Genomic DNA, 19,593 nt, shown 5'->3' on the forward strand with positions numbered 1-19,593 from the left:
CCAAACTTTGAAGTTTTTGCTAAAGCCCTTTCTTAATAACCTTTTTTACCTCCAGCTAAAGCTGGAGGCAATTCAAAAAAAATAAAAATCAACACAACGTATATCGTAGAGACGCACAGCAGTGCGTCTTGCGCAACGTAACCACAATGTTTGATATTCGAGACGTAGACGCACTGCTGTGCGTCTCTACGGAATAAAATGAGAATATATATTTTGTGAAAAAATAATTTTATCCCAACCTGAAACTTGAAAGCTGAAACAAAAAAACTTCTTCCATTATGATTTGAATCATAAAATGGAGCAATACTGTGGGATTAAATTTGCGAATATAAGTTCTAAGGCCTTTTATTTCTTAGAATTTCAATTTTAAATCCTAATCAAATTATTCAAAATGAATCCACAACAAAAAGAGCTTATAAAAGCTACGATTCCAATTTTACGAGCGAGCGGCGAAGACCTTACCAATTATTTTTATGCCAGAATGTTTAAGCATCATCCTGAATTGCGAAATATGTTTAATATGGGAAATCAGGCAAACGGAAGACAAAAATCGGCGCTGGCAAATGCAGTTTTGGCTTACGCCGAAAATATTGAAGATCCGTCAGTTTTAATTGGCGTATTAAAAGGAATTGGAACCAAACACCGAAGCCTAAATATTCAGCCGGAACAATATAAAATCGTAGGAACACATCTTATTGATTCTATTGGAGAAGTTTTTGGGGAAGCTGCTACACTGCCAATTCTGGAAGCCTGGACAGTTGCCTTTTACGAACTTGCCGATATTATGATTAATCTTGAAAAAGGTTTATACGAAGAAAATGTGGCAAAACCGGGAAGCTGGAATGGCTGGAGAAAATTCGTTATTAAAAAAATTGTTGAAGAATCGGCCGAAATAAAATCCTTTTATCTTTATCCAGAAGATGGAAAACAAATTGCTGATTTCCATCCCGGACAGTTTATCAGCGTTCAGGTTTTTGTGACTGAGCTGAATCTTTTACAGCCAAGACAATATAGTTTGTCAAGCACTTTTAATCCTGAATATTACAGAATTTCTGTAAAAAAAGAAAGCGGAATTGCGCCAAATCCAAACGGATGGGTTTCGAATACTATGCACTCAAAATCTGAAGGCGATGTTATTTCGATTTCTTCTCCTGCAGGATTGTTTCATTTAGAAAAAGATTCTGAAAATCCGTTAGTATTAATAAGCGGCGGAGTTGGGCTTACGCCAATGTTAAGCATGCTGGAAACAAATTTAAATTCAATTCAGAATAAAAAAACAATCTGGATTCACGGTTGCAGAAATGAATCTGTTCACGCTTTTAAAGATCAGATTTCAGCTTTAAAAGAAGAAGCAAATCACTTGGAAACTTTTACTTTTTATGATGCTGTAACGCCGGAAAATGTGATTTCGAATGAAGTAATTCAGGGTCGAGTTGATCTTCATAAATGCAAAGATTCTATTTTATTAGAAGAAGCCAGATATTATATCTGCGGGCCTGAAATGTTTATTAAAACACAATATGAAGCGCTTATTAATTTAAATGTAAGTCAGGAAAATATTTTCTACGAAGAATTTGGACCTCAGCTTATCAATTTGAATTAAGATGAACATTGTCCGGTTTTATAATAGGAAATTATTAATTCAAGTACTTCAAAATCTGACAACAACGTTTTTTATAACTTTAACTCTCGCCAGTATTAACTGCTCAAATAAATCTATTTTTTTATTTTTTTGGATGCGTTCCTGGCTGGTTGCTGGTTTGATTTCGAACTTGTTTTCATTTTTTATATTTTCCAATAAAAAAGATTCCTAATATAGGTTTCAACTCCTGCAAGGTTTCCAAAACCTTGTAGGTTTAAATTTTACTGAAATATACTGCCTTAGAATACCTACAAGGTTTTGGAAACCTTGCAGGAAAGCAAAAAGGGCTGTCTCAAAAGTAGAGACAGCCCTTTTTTATTTTATATATTTCTTTGTTCCGTAGGAACATCTCATTGGTAGAAAAATTATAATGTTATCATTGTTTACGTTCCGTAGGAACGTTTGATTTTCACAACGCTTCTTTATAATCTAACCTATCAAACGTTCCTACGGAACGTAAAACGTAGCGGATCTTTTTTTCTACCGACGAAACATTCCTACGGAATGATAGTCAGTATCAAAAAATGATAAAATTAAGTTTTCATTAAAAAACAAAAAAAGCCTTCAGAAATCTGAAGGCTTTTGAATTACTAATTAACTTTTAGAAACTGAAAACTAGCAGGATCAGCTACTATTTTTCCATCTTTAAATTCAATTGAAATAATTCCGGCTTTTCTTGGCGAAACAGCACTTTCGCTATAATGAGTGTGCAAAACATAATGCATTTTATTGTCTTTATCCCAAAATACATCACCGTGGCCAATTCCGTTTTGTTTGGTATTTTTTCTGCTGATTATTGGGCTGTTTACAGCTTTTTCCCAAGGTCCAAGTGGACTTTTACTTGTGGCATAACCCACGGCATAATCTATATTTCTGAAATCATTTGCCGAATAAATCATATAATACAAACCGTCGTGTTTTAAAACTGTCGGGCCTTCTGTAACTGGCCAGCTTACGTTTTGTGTATTTTCCCAAAGCATAGTTCCCGAAATGCATTCTGTTAAAGTTTCTTGTTTTATGCTTTTAAAATCGTCGTTTATTTCTGCCACGAAAATTCTGTTTCCATTTGTCAAACGAACATGATACAGGTATTTTTTTCCATCTTCATCAATAAAAATAAACGGATCAATTTGGTTTCCGGTTTTAATAATTGGTTCTTTTGAATCGTTTTTAAATGGCCCAAGCGGACTGTTACTTGTTGCAACTGCAATATTTTCATTCGCCGTATAAATCATATAAAATTTGTTTTGATACGAAAGAATCTGTGGCGCCCAAAATCCTTTGTCGCCAAAAGCATCTCCTTTTTTAAAAGCCAGACCATTCTGCGCTCCAACCGGGCCTTTCCAGTCTTTTAAATCTGACGAAGTATAAACCTGAAATCCTTCTCCATTTGGAATATCTCCGCTTGTGGTTCCGTATAAATAGTAGGTTCCATTATTGTAAAAAATAGTTGGGTCGGCCAGTAAAATTGAACTGGATTTTACTTCTGTTGGTTTTGGTGTTGATTTGTCGGCATCTTTTTCCTGCGAACAAGCTGCGAAAACACAAAGTGATGTTATTAAGGATAGTATTTTTTTCATTTTTTATTGGTTTTAGTTGGTGTATTTTAACCGCAAAGAGCTCAAAGAATTACGCAAAGCACGCAAAGAGTTAAAAAAATGAGGAATAACTTTGCGCCCTTCGACTTCGCTCAGGGTGACAAAAGTGACAAAAAAACTTTGTGACCTTTGCGAAACCTTAGCGCTCTTTGCGGTAAAAAAAACTTTGCGGTTAAACTACTTTTTCACAGAAAACTGATAATAAGAAACCGTATGATATTTTTCTCCCACTTTCAAAACAATCGGGGCAAATTTTGGCTGATTTGGTGCGTCTGGGAAATGTTGTGTTTCTAGAGCAAAAGCTGTTCTGAAATCATCTTTTGAACCTGATTTAAACGTGTTTTTTGACTGCATGAAATTACCGCTGTAAAACTGTAATCCCGGTTCTTCTGTAAAAATATCCATTGTAATTCCAGATTTATCTCCGGAAATTGTTGCCGCGTGATTCAGTCCGTTTTTCTTAGTTCCGTTTAAAACGTAATTATGATCGTATCCTTTTCCGAATTTCAACTGCTCATCTTTGGTTTCGATTCTTTCGCCAATTGTATGTTTTGAAGTAAAATCAAAAACAGTATTTTTTACGGGTTTTAATTCTCCACTCGGAATCAAACCTTCATCAACCGGCGTGAATTCGTTAGCATAAATCTGTAATTCATGATTTAAGATTGTGCCGCTTCCTTCTCCGTTTAAATTAAAAAAGGCATGATTTGTTAAATTAACTAAAGTTGTTTTATCTGTTGTCGCTTCGTATTCCATTTTTACCGAATTATCATCCGTAATCGTATACGTTACTTTTACAGTTAAATTCCCAGGAAAACCTTGTTCTCCATCTGGCGAAACGTAAGTAAAAACCAAAGTGTTTTCGTTTTCTTTTTCGGCATTCCAAACTACATCCTGAAAACCTTTTATACCGCCGTGTAAAGCATTTTTTCCATTATTTAACGGAACTTGATATTGTTTTCCTTCTAAAGTAAATTTTCCTTTTCCAATTCGGTTTCCAACTCTTCCGATTGTTGCTCCAAAATAAGGTTCTGTTGAGGTTTTAAATCCTTTTGCACTGTTCATTCCAACCACAACATCGGTTGGTTTTCCGTTTTTATCATTAACCCAAAGTCCTATTAATCTTCCGCCGTAATTGGTAAAAGCGGCTTTGATTCCTTTATTTTCTATCCAGTATAAATTGACTTTTTTACCTTCGATTATGGTATCGAAATTTTTAGTTTCTAAAACGGTTTTTACTGAATCTGATTTTATTTCGGTAGTTTCAGTTGAAGTTGTATTTTCTTTTTTATTGTCTTTGCAATTAAACTGAAAAAGTGCCAGTAAAACAACCGCAGCGATTTGAATATTTTTCATTTTTATGTCATTGCGAGGAAAAAGTAATATTATCCTCTGGTTAGTTTTTATAGTTTTATTTTGATGGAATTGCTAATCTAGTTTGTTCACTTACAGGTTCGCCCAAAACCAGAAATCCGTTTGCATCCCAATCTATTTTCTGCATTCTTGGTGATCTTTTGTTTCCGCAGCCTTCACCCGGATTTGAATTCGCATGGTATAAAATCCAGTCTTCTTTTCCGTCAGGAGATTTAAAGAAAGAATTATGTCCCGGTGCGTAAACTTTATTTTTATCTGATTGTTTGAAAATTGGTTCAGGAGATTTTTTCCATGCCGATGCCTCTAATAAATTATCTCCGCCATTAAAAGTTAATAATCCCAAAGAATAAAAATCTGTCCAGCATCCGCTTGCTGAAAACACGATGAAAATTTTACCGTTTCTTTCTAAAAACTGCGGGCCTTCGTTTACATTTACCTGCGCCGGATTCACGTCATCATGCAATGCTCCGTGCGTTTCCCAGTCATTTGTTGGCGATGAAATCATAACACGGTCGCCGTCAATTTCAAGCGGATTTTTCATTTTAGCGATGTAAATATTCTGCTGTCCGTTGGTGTCGCCTTCCCAGCCAGCCCAAATCATATAAAGCTGTTTTTTATATTCAAAAACGTTTCCGTCAATGGCCCATTTGTCTGTTTTGGCAGCAATTTTTCCTTTAAATTCAAAATTCCCTTTAAACGGATCTGATGATTTATTTTCTAAAACATACATTCTGTGGTTGTTGTTATCACCATTATCTGCAGCAAAATAACAGTACCATTTTCCGTTTATAATATGAAACTCCGGTGCCCAGATCTCTGCTGAATAATTTGTGTTTTTAGGTGGTGTCCAAATCACTTTGCTTTCAGCATTTTTGATATCGGATAAATCTTTTGTTTTCCACAAAACCAAACGATTTCCAAGTGTATTGGTATAGTAATAATAGCCTTTGTAATACGTGCTGTACGGGTCTGCTCCCGCTGGCAGAATGGGATTTGTGAATGTTTTTTGCTGGGCAAAACTCATTGTTGTGAGCAGAAAAAGAATTAGGTATTTTTTCATTTTAGTTTTTTTATTGTTGGGCGTGGTTTTTTAAACATATATTTTCTTCTGTCTCAATCTTGTCATCTCGACGAAGGAGAGATCTCCGCAAGTAGCTCCGCATATAGAATCGCCAATCTTTGTAGAGTTTCTTGTGGAGATCTCTCCTTCGTCGAGATGACAAACTATGAGAACTATATGTCAAAAATCACTATTTAATGATTCAAAGCATTAATAACTTCAGTATTAATTTGATTTACAGCTTTAAAATCCATTTTATCTACTTTTCTGTCGTAGGTCATGAAACCATTTACTTCGCCTTCAACATCGGTTGTCTGCGTGTAAACTGCTGCCGAAAATCCTGTTTTTACTAAGCTTTTAAGGATTTGAGCGTACTTTACATATTCGGCAGTAACTTCTGCTTCGTTTTTAAATTTCACATAACCCCAATTGTCATTTGCTCTCCATAAATGTCCTTCTAACGGAAGACCAATTCCACCGTATTCACCTAAAACAGTAACTCTTCTTGCATCATACAAATACAATTCCGGAGCTGGATATTTGTGTAAATCTAAAATATCGCCCGTTTGAAAATGATTTCCTCCGCTTGAAGAATTTATTAAACGACTTGGATCATGATTTTTAGTCCATTCTGTAATTTCTACGGTTTTGAATTGTCCCCAGGCTTCATTAAAAGGAACCCAAACTACAATACTTGGATAGGAATACAAATGATCCATAATTTCCTTCCATTCTTTTTTATAGATTTCTTGTGATTTTGGAGTACGCTGTAATTCTGTTCCTTCAAAATACTTTTTATCTTGCCAAATCGGTTGTTCATCACCGCTTGGCATATCCTGCCAAACTAAAATTCCTAACTGATCGCAATGCGTGTACCAGCGTTCTGGTTCTACTTTCACATGTTTACGAATCATATTAAAACCTAATTCTTTAGTTTTAATAATATCGTATTTTAAAGCTTCGTCAGTTGGTGCAGTATACAATCCTTCTGGCCACCAACCTTGATCTAAAGGCCCTAATTGAAAATAATCTTTATTATTTAACTGCATTCTCATGATTCCGTTTTCATCTCTTTTTGATGAAATTTTTCGCATCGCAAAGTAACTTTTCACTTCATCAACGACTTTATTTTTACTGATTAAACGGATTTTTGTCTGATACAAAAACGGACTTTCCGGCGACCATAATTTTGGAGAATTTAAAACAATATCATTGCTTTCGCCAACAATAGCTTTTTCTTTTGCGATTTCTTTTCCTCCGTCAAAAACAGAAATTTCAATTAAATCTCCTTTTTCTGCTCCGTTTACATCGGCTTTAATGCTGATTGTATTTTGATCGATGTTTGGTGTTGTTTTTAATTCTGAAATGTTTTTAGTATTTACAGGTTCAATCCAAACCGTCTGCCAGATTCCGGTAACGGGCGTGTACCAAATTCCTTCGGGATTTTTGACTTGTTTTCCTCTTGGCTGAGGTCCGTCGTTTGATGGATCCCAAACTTTTACAACCAGTTTTTGAGCTTTTCCTTTTTGGATAAAAGGTGTAATATCAAATGAAAATGGTGTGTAACCGCCAGTATGTGAACCCACTTTTATGTCATTAATAAAAACTTCTGTTTTCCAGTCTACAGCGCCAAAATGCAGCAGAATATTTTTTCCATTCCAATTTGATTCAATTGAAAAATTGGTTTCATACCAAAGTTCGTTTTTTGCTCCAACTTCTTTCATTACGCCAGACAAACTCGATTCAGCCGCAAACGGAACCAAAATTTGCCCGTCATATTTTGAAGGCGCTGTTTTGCCAAATTCCTGAATGGAATAATTCCATAATCCATTCAGATTTTTCCATTGGCTACGCTCCATAATCGGACGGGGATATTCTGGTAAAGTTTTGTTCGGATCAACCTGAGCTGCCCATTTTGTTTTGATTTTATCGCCTTGCGGTTTCCATTGTGCATGAACCAGACAGCTTAAAAAAAGCGCCACCAGAACTGTAGTTTTCTTATTCATTTTATATTGTTTTACGCAATAATTTCCTCGATTATTACTGTTTCTTATTTACTAAATAAATTACCAGACCATATCCACATAGTCTGGTAATTTCAAACACTAACTTTACTAACCAATTTTTTAGTTATGAGTTATTAATTATGAATTATGAGTTGGTTTAAGTGTGATTATAATTTATTTCCGATAAAATAATCTCTGTTTCGTATTAACTCAAAAAACACTAACAAACGCCTAATTCCAAACTCATAATTCATAACTTATAACTCATCATTTATTTTTAGTGATGCCAAATTTCTTCACTAAACTGTCGTATTCATTTTTAGAGATTGTAACCATGCAGCCGTGGCGTACTTTTTCTGGGAAGCTGTATTTATCCCAATCAGAGAAAAAAGTGTAGCCTGAGGCCTGAAACCATGGCCCGTTTAAATTATCTGCGATGGATAATCCGTATGAAACGCCCGGATATTGTTCGTAATACATATACCATATTTTATCATCTGGAGAAGGAATTAACATTGGTGCTTCTCTAAAGTTTGGACTAATCGATTGTTGGGGCAAAGAATAAGGTCCTAAAAGAGATTTTGATTTTGCAATTCGGATGGTTTTTCCGGTTGTCCAATACAATGTTGGATACGTTTCATCTTTAATTACAGCGTAATAAGAATCGCCGACTTTACGAATAAAAACATCAATAGTTCCCATATCCCAATCGAATAAACGTTTTGGTGTTCCTTCAAAAGTTTTTAAATCTTTAGACAAAACATACAACGTTCGCTGACTTGCCCAATAACGTTCACCATCTTCTTTTGTCCCTTCAAGATGCGGCGTGTGCCAAGTCATAATAAACTTTTCAGAATCTTTGTCGTAGTATAATTTTGGAGCGCCAATTCGCTGTAAAGCGTTTGAATAATCAGGCGTGCTTTTTAAATCGGGCGTGTAATCGGAGTGTTTTTTCCAAGTAATTAAATCATCTGAAACCCAGATGTTGATGCTTTTTGCGTCATCGCCTGTATTTCCTGCGATGTAATATTTTCCGTCCGGGCCTTTGCAGATATCGGGATGTCCTTTGTATTCTTCAAAAACTCGTTTTCCGTTGTTGAGGTTTTCCCAATGCAAACCGTCCAAACTTACAGAATAGTATAACCTGCCGTAATCGTTGTGCGTCATGTGCGCAAAAAGATAGGCTTCGTTTTTTGGTTTTTCGCTTCCTTTTACTTGTCCCGGCGGGTCTGGTTGTTGTGCTTTCGCAGAAATTCCAGTCAGAATTACCAGCAGAAAAAAGAGCTGTTTTATTGTGTATTTTTTCATGTTGCTAAAAGATTAAAATGTTTTTTTGCCACGAATTCCACTAATTTTCACTAATTATTTTCTTGCCACAGATTTCACAGATTAAAAGGATTTTTAACACATAGGAACATAGTTTTTCTTTGTCTATAAAAGGCGTTTCACTAATTAAAATGGACATAGCTATGTGTGAAAGCTTGCTTTTTTTATAATCTCAAAAAAGAAACAATAAATCTATGTTTCTATGTGTTTAATTTTTTCGCCACAGATCTTAATCTTTTTAATCTGTGAAATCTGTGAAATCTGTGGCAAAAAAAATCTCTACTTCTTATTCGCCTCAGATGTCATCTTTTTGATTAAATCTGTTTCGGCTTTTATATATGGGGTTCCGTCTGTGTGTAATACTTCGTGAAACCAAACTTTTGGTTCTGCGTTGTATGTTTTTGTCCAGCTGTCCCAAGCGTATTTGGTTTGTGTTTTTCCATCTACAAATCCCCAGTTGATCATTCCAACATTGTATTTTCTCGCGATTGGTAAAAAGCCTTCGAATGTGCTTCCGTTTGGTCTTGCCATATATTCTGTACATAATAAAGGTTTTCCGTAACGCTGTAACTGTTTAATTACTTTTTCGAAATCCTGAGGTGTGTTATAATTATGGAAAGAAACAATATCCGATTGTTCGATCTGCATTTTGTGCATTGGTTTCATTTTGGCTTCGTCGCTCCAGTCTCCAACCCAAACTCCAGAAGTTAACGGCTGTGATGGATTGCTTTCTCTTGCCCAAACAAAAACATTTTTTAAAAGCGGAAGGATTAAATCGACTTTGTTTTTGATTTCGATTTTTTCGTAAGAAGGACCTGTCATGTTATCTGGTTCGTTCCAAACATCCCAGCCTAAAATACGTTTGTCATCTTTAAAATGAGCAACGGTTTGTTTTACATATTTCTCTAAACGAGGATATTGTGTTTTATCCTGCAATACTTTTTGCCCCGGACTCTGTACCCAGCCTGAGTTGTGCGTGTGCGGTTTTGGAGCACGTTGTTTTCCTAAAGCAGGAAACGGATCCCAGCAGGAATCAAATAAAACAAAAAGTATTTTAATATGATGCTTATCTGCAATTTCTAAAAATTGATCCATGCGTTTGTAAAATCCTTCTGCATCTTGCTGGTGCAATAAATCATGCAGGTAAACACGCATTACATTCATGCCTAAATTTTCTGCCCAACCCAGTTCCTGATCAATTCTTTTTGGATCAAAAGTATCTTCCTGCCACATCTCTAATTGGTTTATAGCTGTGCTAGGATAATAATTTGAACCTACTAACCAAGGCTGTTCTGCATACCATTTATTGGCTTGATCTTTTGTCCAGATTTCTCTTTTTTCAACTGCAGCAGTTTCGTTTTTATTTTCTTCAGTAGTATTCTTTTTGTTGTTGCAGCTTAGCAATACTAATCCTGCCAACATAAATGTCAGAGACAATTTTACTTTTCTCATTATAAATTTTGTTATTATGAACAATCGTTCTTTATGATAAGGGAATCAGACAAATGCATCTGATTCCCTTAAAAAAATTAGTTTTTAATATCCTGAATTTTGTTCCAGATTTGGATTATTATCTACATCACTTTGTGGAATTGGCATTCTATGATTTTTACCCACTTTGAAGTTTTTAAAATCCGGGTCACGAAGCGAAATTTTATCAACAGAAGCCTGAGTATCTAAATCTCCCCAGCGTTTTAAGTCTTCCCAACGCACGCTTTCTCCTGCTAATTCTAAAACTCTCTCTGTTTTTAAACGTTCTAAGAATTTATCATGATCGTTTCCTATTTCAGGATGAGCAACTGCTAAAGTGTTCATGTTTACACGGGCTCTTACTAAATCAACATATTGATAAGCTTGTGCTGTATTTCCTGTTTCGTTCAAAACTTCGGCATAGCGCAGTAAAATATCAGCATAACGAACTAATCTGTAATTTACCTGGCTGTAATAATCTTCATTATTTCTGTAATAATCACGGCTTCCTTTTCTAAACCAGGCTTCATTATTGTTCCATTCCCAGTTTCTTCCGTAGGTTTTATCTCCAAAGTCAGCCAATAATTCCGGATAGTATAAAGTCCATCTTAAACGGGTATCAAGATTACCATCTTTATTTTTTTCTTCTTTGAAAGCATTTACAAGCCATAAACGTGCTTGTCCGTCAGACCATCCAATTCCTCTTGGTGCAAAAAACTGACCACGGTTGCTGGAAACTGCAGCATTTGGATCTTCACCAGTTCCTCCTTTTCTTTGATCTCCAAACTGAATTTCAAAAACAGATTCGCTGTTGTTTTCGTTTACATCTGTAAAATTATCTCTGTAATTAGTAACCAGACCATATCTTGCACCTGGCCCAGTAATTAAATATTCCAGTGCTGTTTTCGCTTCTGGCCATTTGTGCTGCTGCATGTATAATTTTGCTAAAAATGCTTTTGCTGCTCCTTTATCTGGTCTTCCTGTTTGGTCAGATGGCCATTGCGATGGTAAATCCACAAAAGCTTCATTTAAATCTTTTTCAATCTGAGCCCAAATTTCAGTTACCTTTTTTTGTTGTGGTAAATCTGCTGGTGTAGATGGATCTAAAACTAACGGAATATCTTCCCAGATTACTGCCGCATAGTAATAATGTAATGCTCTGAAAAATTTAGCCTGAGCAATGATTTTCTTTTTATCATCTTCATTTTGAAATGTGATATTTGGAACATTTGCTAAAACCTGATTACATCTAAAAATGGCTTTGTACGTATCTCTCCATGTTACGGCATTTCCTTCCCAAAAATTATAATTGATATAATTGAATCGCGTCCAGTCTGCTAATTCTGTCCACGGGCTTACACTATACCCTTCATCAGAAGTCAAATCTAAGCGGAAATACATCCATCTTGCCCAAAGACCATCTTTGTAAAACATAGCGTAAATTGAGTTTACACCAGCCTGAGCATCACTTTCAGTTTTCCAATATTGGTCTACTGTAATATCATTTGGGCTGTTCAGGTCTAATTCACTTTCACAAGCTGTAAAAACAAGACCCAGAAAAGCTGCGGTTATTATGATTATTTTTTTCATTATGCTATTTTTTTAAATTAAAAGCTAAAATCAACACCAAAAGAATACGTTTGAAGATTTGGGAAAGCACCATTATCAACGCCTCTTTCAAAAATATTACTGTTTGTAAATTCAGGATCTAAACCTTTATATTTAGTAATTGTAATAATATTTTGTGCCGATAATGTTAATCTCGCTCTCGAAATACCTGAATTTTTCAAGACACTTTGAGGCAGGTTATAACCAAATCCAATGTACTTAAGTCTGATAAAATCTCCATTTTCTAAGAAACGGTCGCTGTCTCCTCTTGAATTTAAAGTTGACCCTTTTGTTATTCTAGGAAAATCTGTATTTGGATTTTCTGGTGTCCAAGGCTGGATTCCGGCTCTGTAATTACTATTATCATCGAATCTGTCTACAACACTTCTAAATCCGTTATAAACAGTTGCCCCGTGAGAAGCGATCCAGTTCATAGAAAAATCAAAACCTTTATATTCTGCTCCTGCATTTAAACCCATTTCGAATTCTGGCCATGGACTTCCCACAATAGCTTTATCAGTACTTGTAATTTGCCCGTCCCCATTAACATCTTTAAAACGAATATCTCCAGGAACAGCATTTGGCATAATTACTTGTCCATTAGCATTTTTGTAGTTATCAATTTCCTGCTGATTTTGAAACAATCCGTCAGTTTGTAAAACATACCACATTCCTACCGGCATACCAGCTCTAGTGATTGTATTTCCCGAAATATTTTCGTTTTGACCGTTACCTAATGAAACCAGTTTGTTGTTAACTTTTGTAAAGTTGATGGAAGCATTAAACGAGAATTCATTTATTTTTTTGCTGTAAGCCAATTCTAATTCAAAACCTTTATTTTCAACAGTTGCAGCATTAGAAATTGGATTTCCGCCGTCATTTCCTGTCGTTAATAAAATTGGGAAACCAAATAATACATCTTCTGTACGAGCAATAAAATAATCTGCTGTAAGACGTAAATCATTATTTAAAACGCCTAAGTCTAATCCAAAGTTGGTTTGTTTTAATTTTTCCCAACGCAGTTCTGAATTTGATAATTTTACCTGAGTTGCTGAAGGATATAAATTTTGACCTAACACAATCTGTCCGAAATTATTAACGAAACTTTTATATTCGTACTCTTTAATATTTCCAGAACCTAATTCTCCATAACTCGCTCTTAATTTTAAATCTTTAATGAACTCTGATTTAAAAAATGATTCATTGCTTATTCTCCATCCAGCTGAAACAGAAGGGAAATTCCCCCATTTGTTTGCATCACTAAATCTTGATGATCCGTCGCGTCTTAAAACAGCATTTAATAAATAACGGTTATCATAATTGTATTCAATTCTTCCAAGATAAGATGCAAGAGCTGCTTCATTAATAAAACCACCAACTACCGGAGAATCTCCTTGGTTTAAAACCTCATAATATTGTCCAGTTCCGGAGTTTATTGGCAGGTTTCTTTTTGTACCATAAATTTGATCGTATTTGTCTTTTTGAAAAGTCTGACCAACTAAAACGGTTATATCATGTTTTCCAAATTCTTTTTTGAAAGTCAAAGTATTTTCAAACAATGTTGTTTGCGATCTTCCTTTATTTTGATCTGTCTGAGATGGATCTATCGGTTGATTTAACGTCCAGTTCCCTACTTTTCTCATGAATTTATAAGAATCAAAACTAGTTTCGTATCCAAAATTGAAACGATATTTCAACCATGGAGCAAATTTTAGTTCAGACCATATATTACCTCTAATTCTGAAATTTTCATTGATTGTATTGGCAAAATCAGCAATTGCAAGAGGATTTGTTCCAAAAGTATCTGCAACGCCTTGCTTACCGTAACCGTATCCTCCAGGATTAGCTGCGTCGTAAAGCGGAATTGTCGGCGTCATTCTGTACACATCAATAATTGGATTTCCAGACATTTCATCTGTTTTAGAATTACTGATGGCTAAGTTTTCTCCAATACTGAAAATTCCTTTTGTGCCGCTTGAATTTACACGGAATGAAATTCTGTCAAAATCAGTTCCGATTACTGCTCCTTCATTTCCAAAATAATTCCCCGACATAAAGAAGGTTGAGTTCTCATTTCCGCCAGAAACGCTGGCATTATAATCCTGCATCATTCCTGTTCTAAAAACTGCATCCTGCCAGTCTGTATTAACTGCCATATTCAGGTTTTGTCTTGTCATTCCGGCATTATCATAAGCCATATTATTTAATCTGGCAAACTCTTCAGTTCCCGCCAAATCATAGCGTGGGATAGTTGTAAAACTGCTTTTTGCAGAAACATCAATTTGAAGCGGCCCTTTTTTACCTTTTTTTGTGGTAATAATAATCACACCATTTGCTGCTCTTGAACCATAGATTGCTGCTGCAGATGCATCTTTTAAAACCTGAATGCTTTCAATATCATTTGGGTTAAAATCTCTGTTTGCTGAAGTAACTAATCCATCAATTACATATAATGGATTTGTATTTTGAAGATTTTTAAGACCACGAATCTCTACACTGGCTTCCTGCCCCGGACGTCCTCCGCCGCGAACTTTAACTCCGGTAACTAAACCTTGTAATCCATCAGCAACAGTAGTCACCTGACGTTTTTGGATTTCAGTAGCTTTTACCAGCGAAACAGCTCCTGTAAGGTCTTTTTTCTGTTGTGATCCGTAACCTACAACTACAATTTCATCCAGTTTCATTGCATCTTCTTGTAAAGTAACATTGATAGACGTTTTGTTGTTGATTTCAATTTCTGTTGTTTTATAGCCTTGTGAACTAAAAACCAGTGTTTGGTTTCCCGCGGCAGCTATTTTATATGTACCGTCAAAATCGGTAACTGCGCCATTTTTTGTGTTTTTTATGACAACGTTAGCAAACGGAATGGATTCTCCTGTTGCAGAAACTACTTTTCCCGTTATGGTTATTTGCTGTTGTGCATACGTTTGTTGTAATAATAAACTAAAGAAAAACAAGAGGTAATATCTCTGCTTTAAAATTTGAGTGATCTTTGTTTTCATTGATTTGTCATTTAGATAGTTTTCATTTCTTGGTTGGTTTTACAATTGTTTTTTTAAAAATTCTAATCATCTCTGATGCGAGCAAAAAAATAATTAATATTGCTCAGTAATAATAATGTGTTCATTTTAATTCAAAATTATTAATGGTGTATTTTTTCAAACTTAATTTTATTGATGCTGTATTTTTTTAGCCTAAAAATTATCAATATGATTTGTTTGAAAATCCAAAGTAGATGATTTTAATTGAAAATAAAATGATTCATTTGTGTCAATTTCTATCTCAAATGATTCAAATTGTATAAAAAAGATCAGAAATATTGTGACTTGCAACATTTTGTTGAATATTGACACGATTTGAATAAGTCCTTGTTTTATCCTAAAAAACACAACTATGCGTAAATTCTTTCTTTTATTATTTTTTTCGCTTTTTTCAATAAATTTTATTCAGGCACAGGAATATTATTTCAAACATTTTCAGGTTGAAGAAGGTCTGTCAAACAATACCGTTTTGACTTCTTTACAAGACGAAGATGGCTTTATGTGGTTTGGTACAAAAGACGGTTTAAACCGATTTGACGGCTATCGTTTTAAAACTTACAGAAGCAATGCCGACCCAATTCATACTTTAGGAAGTAATTATATTCAGTCATTACATGAATATAAAGGTGTTATTTGGGTAGGAACAGATAAAGGTTTGTATCAATACGATAAAAAAACAGATCAGTTTACGGTTTTAAACGAAGCGATTAACGATCGTATCAATGATATTAATCATGACAAAAACGGAAATATTTGGTTTATCTCTGGAAATATTCTCTATAAATATTCGACAACAAAAAAAGAAACCAAAACGTTTAATCCGAATAAATATTTTATTGCCACTTCGATTTCCAGAGATGCAAATGGGCAGATCTGGGCTTCTTCATTGAATAAAATTTATCGTTATTCTGAAGAAAATCTTTCGTTTGAAAATATTCCAATTGCGCCACCTGCAAGTTCTTCTAATTTTAGAATTACCATTATTTATGCTTTAGATAAAAACAATATTGTAATTGGTACGCAGGACGACGGCGTTTTACTTTATAACATTCACAATAAAACAACTTCTAGTTTAGAATTTTCGACAAAAAAACCAGTTTATGTGCGCCAGTTTAAAAAGAGAGGAAATGATGAACTTTGGATTGCAAGCGAATCCGGAGTTTATGTTTACAACCTGAAAACGAAATCCAGCATTAATCTTAAAAAAAATTATAATGATCCTTATGCGATTTCAGATAATGCGGCATATTCGATCACTATTGATAAGGAAAACGGAATTTGGGTTGGAACATATTTTGGAGGAATCAATTACCATCAAAAACAATACACGCAGTTCAAGAAATATTTCCCGCAGAAAGGACAAAATTCTATCAGCGGAAGCGCCGTTAGAGAAATTCATAAAGATGACAAAGGTGATTTGTGGATTGGTACCGAAGATGCTGGTTTAAACCGATTTAATCCTAAAACGCAGCAGTTTACATCTTATTTACCAAACGGAAGCAAAAGCAGTGTTTCTTATTATAATATTCATGCTTTAATGCCCAGAAAAGACAAAATTTGGGTAGGAACTTTTGAACATGGTTTAGATGTTTTAGACCGAAATTCGGGTAACGTTGTGCGACACTATAGTGCCAATAATCCGGCTTCGGGATTGCGCAGTAATTTCATTTTTTCTTTTTATGAAACCAAAAAAGATGAATTGATTGTGATTACGACAATGGGACTTTATTTATACAATGAAAAAAATGACAATTTTGAAACCTTAAAAACTTTTCCTGAAACTACGCATTATACGACTTATAAAGAAGACAGCGACGGAAATCTCTGGGCAGGAAGTTATCGTGATGGTTTGTTTTATTACAATCCAAAAACAAAAAAGAAAGAGGTTTTTATTTACGATTACAAAAACCCAAACGGCATCAGTAATAATTCGATCAATTATATTTTTGAAGACAGTTTTAAAAATTTATGGTTTGCTACCGAAAACGGACTGGATTTATTTGATAAAAAAACAAGGACTTTTAAAAAATTTACCCCCAAAAACGGATTTCCGAGTAATGTCGTTTATTCGATTTTAGAAGATGAAGCTAAAAATTTATGGTTGACGACTTCTAAAGGTTTGGTGAAATTTGGACCTGATCATAAAAGCATTAAAATTTACACCACCGCAAATGGTTTATTGAGCGATCAATTTAATTATGCATCGGCTTTTAAAGATACAAACGGCGATATGTATTTTGGAAATCTAAACGGAATGATCAGTTTCAATCCGAAGAATTTTACCAAAAACAAATACACGCCTTCGACTTTTATTACCAATCTGCAAATCAATAATAAGGATATTGACGCTAATGAAAATGATTCGCCTATAAAACAATCTATTGCGCATATTGATGAACTGGAACTTAACAACAGTCAATCGTCATTTAATCTTGAATTTGCTTCGTTAAATTATACGGCTCCGGAACTTACAGAATATTGGTATAAACTTGAAAATGTGAATAATGACTGGGTTTATCTGGAACGTAACAATAAAGTTTTCTTTACGGAACTGGCGCCAGGCGATTATGTTTTTAAAGTAAAATCGCTGAATAGTTTTGGTGTTTGGAGTAAAGAAGTTGAACTAAAAATCAGGATTCTACCGCCGTTTTGGGCGAGTTCTTATGCGTATTTTTTCTATTTTTTGCTGATATGCGGTTCGTTTTATTACATTATTCGTTATTCGCAAAATCTCACACAGATTAAACACAACCGAAAAATAAAACATTTAAACGACGAAAAAGAGAAAGAAATCTATCAGGCTAAAATTGACTTTTTCACCAATGTAGCACACGAAATCAGAACGCCTTTGACGCTGATAAAAGGACCTTTGGAAAAACTTTTGGTTATGGATCACATATTGCCGGAAGTGCCCCAGAATCTTTCGATAATGAAGAAAAACACTTCACGTTTATTAAAACTGGTAAATGAATTACTGGATTTTAGAAAATCTGAAATTGGTGGTTTAAAACTCACTTTCGTGGAAGCGAATATTTCGTCGATGGTTCGGAATTTACATTTGAGATTCAGTCAATTAATCGAAGAAAGAGGAATTGAATTTGAACTGGAACTGGGAGATAAAGATATTTTTGCTTTTGTGGATAAAGAGGCTTTCAAAAAAATCCTGAGCAATTTGATGAGCAACGCCATAAAATATTCTAAAGATAAAGCTTCGATTACGCTTTTTAGAGATGAAAAGAAACTGACTTTAATTGTAAAAAATGACGGAAATCTGATTCCGTTTCATTTAAAAGATAAAATTTTTGAGCCTTTTTTCAGGGTTGATAATATGGATACGACTTCGGGAACGGGAATTGGGCTTTCGCTGGCACATTCGTTAACACAATTGCATAACGGAAATCTGCAGGTAATTCCGGATTCAAAAGTGAATATTTTTGAACTTGTGGTTCCGCTTCGTCAGGAAGAAGAATTTATGTTTTATAATGAAACAGAGAAAGACGAAATTGAAGCAGAATCTGAAACTGTAGAAATCGAAAACAAACACGAAAAAACACAGCTTTTAGTTGTGGAAGATAATGAAGATTTATTGAATTTTATTACGGCTGAATTAACTCCGTTTTACACGATTTTAAAAGCGGATAATGGCGAAAATGCTTTAAAAATAATTCATAACGAGAATATTCAGCTTGTTATAAGTGATGTTTCGATGCCAATTATGGACGGAATTACGTTGTGTAAAGAGATTAAAACCAACTTAGAAACAAGTCATATTCCGGTGATTTTGCTTACTGCCAAAAACTCGCTAAAATCGCAGATTGACGGTCTTGAAGTGGGTGCCGATGCGTATATCGCAAAACCTTTTTCAATGGATTATTTAAAAGTTCAGGTGAATAATCTAATCGAAAACAGAAAGCAGATTATGAATTATTATGCGAGTTCTCCGCTTTCGCACATTAAAAGTATTGCGCACAACAAAACCGACGAAAAGTTCCTGAAAAAACTAGACGAAGAAATCCTGAAAAACATCACGGATTCTGATTTAAGCGTAGAATCTTTGGCGGAAATCATGAACATGAGCCGTTCAACTTTATACCGAAAAATTAAAGATATTTCGAATTTGAGTCCGAATGAGTTGATTAATATTGTTCGTTTAAAACGTGCTGCTGAATTGCTTTTAAACGAGAATTATAAAATGTATGAGATTGCTGAAATGGTGGGTTATAAATCGCAGACGAGTTTTGGACGTAATTTTCAGAAGCATTTTACGATGACGCCTTCAGAGTATATTGCGATGAATAAATAGTTTTTTGTAGAGACACACAGCTGTGAGGCTTTATGCGCAAAGTTTTTGTTGTCGATATTCGTTGGGGTTACGTTGTGTTAGACGGACTGCTTTGCGTCTCTACAGAACAAAAAATGGATATATTTTATTAAAAAAAAATCAATTGCCTCCAGCTTTAGCTGGAGG

The 19,593-nt window shown here is 34.7% G+C and carries 10 protein-coding genes; 2 read left to right on the forward strand and 8 right to left on the reverse strand.

Features of this window, described 5'->3' with window-relative positions:
* Positions 1–391: 391 nt before the first annotated feature.
* Positions 392–1,603, forward strand: a complete 1,212-nt coding sequence (gene hmpA, locus FLAPXU55_RS16380) for an NO-inducible flavohemoprotein (protein WP_180859501.1) — start codon at positions 392–394, stop codon at positions 1,601–1,603.
* Positions 1,604–2,232: 629 nt separating this feature from the next.
* Here hmpA and FLAPXU55_RS16385 read toward each other — a convergent pair.
* From FLAPXU55_RS16385 to FLAPXU55_RS16420, 8 genes are all read right to left on the reverse strand, one after another.
* Positions 2,233–3,222: a glycoside hydrolase family 43 protein gene (locus FLAPXU55_RS16385; RefSeq protein ID WP_180859503.1), complete on the reverse strand. Its 990-nt coding sequence runs from the start codon at positions 3,220–3,222 to the stop codon at positions 2,233–2,235.
* Between the two features lie 195 nt (positions 3,223–3,417).
* Complete coding sequence (locus FLAPXU55_RS16390; protein WP_180859505.1) at positions 3,418–4,596, reverse strand: aldose epimerase family protein; 1,179 nt, start codon at positions 4,594–4,596, stop codon at positions 3,418–3,420.
* A gap of 55 nt (positions 4,597–4,651) precedes the next feature.
* Positions 4,652–5,674, reverse strand: coding sequence for a glycoside hydrolase family 43 protein (locus FLAPXU55_RS16395; protein ID WP_180859507.1), 1,023 nt, complete (start codon positions 5,672–5,674; stop codon positions 4,652–4,654).
* A gap of 194 nt (positions 5,675–5,868) precedes the next feature.
* A complete protein-coding gene (locus FLAPXU55_RS16400) occupies positions 5,869–7,680 on the reverse strand; it encodes a glycoside hydrolase family 2 protein (RefSeq protein ID WP_180859509.1) in 1,812 nt (603 codons plus the stop codon).
* Positions 7,681–7,947: 267 nt separating this feature from the next.
* Positions 7,948–8,988: a glycoside hydrolase family 43 protein gene (locus FLAPXU55_RS16405; RefSeq protein ID WP_180859511.1), complete on the reverse strand. Its 1,041-nt coding sequence runs from the start codon at positions 8,986–8,988 to the stop codon at positions 7,948–7,950.
* A gap of 297 nt (positions 8,989–9,285) precedes the next feature.
* Positions 9,286–10,458, reverse strand: a complete 1,173-nt coding sequence (locus FLAPXU55_RS16410) for a glycoside hydrolase 5 family protein (protein ID WP_180859513.1) — start codon at positions 10,456–10,458, stop codon at positions 9,286–9,288.
* An 84-nt stretch (positions 10,459–10,542) separates the two neighbouring features.
* Positions 10,543–12,066, reverse strand: a complete 1,524-nt coding sequence (locus FLAPXU55_RS16415) for a RagB/SusD family nutrient uptake outer membrane protein (protein WP_180859515.1) — start codon at positions 12,064–12,066, stop codon at positions 10,543–10,545.
* A 17-nt stretch (positions 12,067–12,083) separates the two neighbouring features.
* Complete coding sequence (locus tag FLAPXU55_RS16420; protein WP_053473050.1) at positions 12,084–15,086, reverse strand: SusC/RagA family TonB-linked outer membrane protein; 3,003 nt, start codon at positions 15,084–15,086, stop codon at positions 12,084–12,086.
* A 391-nt stretch (positions 15,087–15,477) separates the two neighbouring features.
* Between FLAPXU55_RS16420 and FLAPXU55_RS16425 the strand changes: the two genes are divergently transcribed.
* Positions 15,478–19,428 (forward strand): hybrid sensor histidine kinase/response regulator transcription factor, encoded by a 3,951-nt coding sequence (locus tag FLAPXU55_RS16425; protein ID WP_180859517.1) that lies wholly within the window; start codon positions 15,478–15,480, stop codon positions 19,426–19,428.
* Positions 19,429–19,593: the final 165 nt, after the last annotated feature.

It is taken from the genome of Flavobacterium panici, from assembly GCF_903819335.1.
Lineage (GTDB): Bacteria > Bacteroidota > Bacteroidia > Flavobacteriales > Flavobacteriaceae > Flavobacterium > Flavobacterium panici.

Coding starts and splice junctions, on each gene's coding strand:
- hmpA (WP_180859501.1), top strand. CDS start 392: ATGAATCCACAACAAAAAGAGCTTATAAAAGCTACGATTCCAATTTTA.
- FLAPXU55_RS16385 (WP_180859503.1), bottom strand. CDS start 3,222: ATGAAAAAAATACTATCCTTAATAACATCACTTTGTGTTTTCGCAGCT.
- FLAPXU55_RS16390 (WP_180859505.1), bottom strand. CDS start 4,596: ATGAAAAATATTCAAATCGCTGCGGTTGTTTTACTGGCACTTTTTCAG.
- FLAPXU55_RS16395 (WP_180859507.1), bottom strand. CDS start 5,674: ATGAAAAAATACCTAATTCTTTTTCTGCTCACAACAATGAGTTTTGCC.
- FLAPXU55_RS16400 (WP_180859509.1), bottom strand. CDS start 7,680: ATGAATAAGAAAACTACAGTTCTGGTGGCGCTTTTTTTAAGCTGTCTG.
- FLAPXU55_RS16405 (WP_180859511.1), bottom strand. CDS start 8,988: ATGAAAAAATACACAATAAAACAGCTCTTTTTTCTGCTGGTAATTCTG.
- FLAPXU55_RS16410 (WP_180859513.1), bottom strand. CDS start 10,458: ATGAGAAAAGTAAAATTGTCTCTGACATTTATGTTGGCAGGATTAGTA.
- FLAPXU55_RS16415 (WP_180859515.1), bottom strand. CDS start 12,066: ATGAAAAAAATAATCATAATAACCGCAGCTTTTCTGGGTCTTGTTTTT.
- FLAPXU55_RS16420 (WP_053473050.1), bottom strand. CDS start 15,086: ATGAAAACAAAGATCACTCAAATTTTAAAGCAGAGATATTACCTCTTG.
- FLAPXU55_RS16425 (WP_180859517.1), top strand. CDS start 15,478: ATGCGTAAATTCTTTCTTTTATTATTTTTTTCGCTTTTTTCAATAAAT.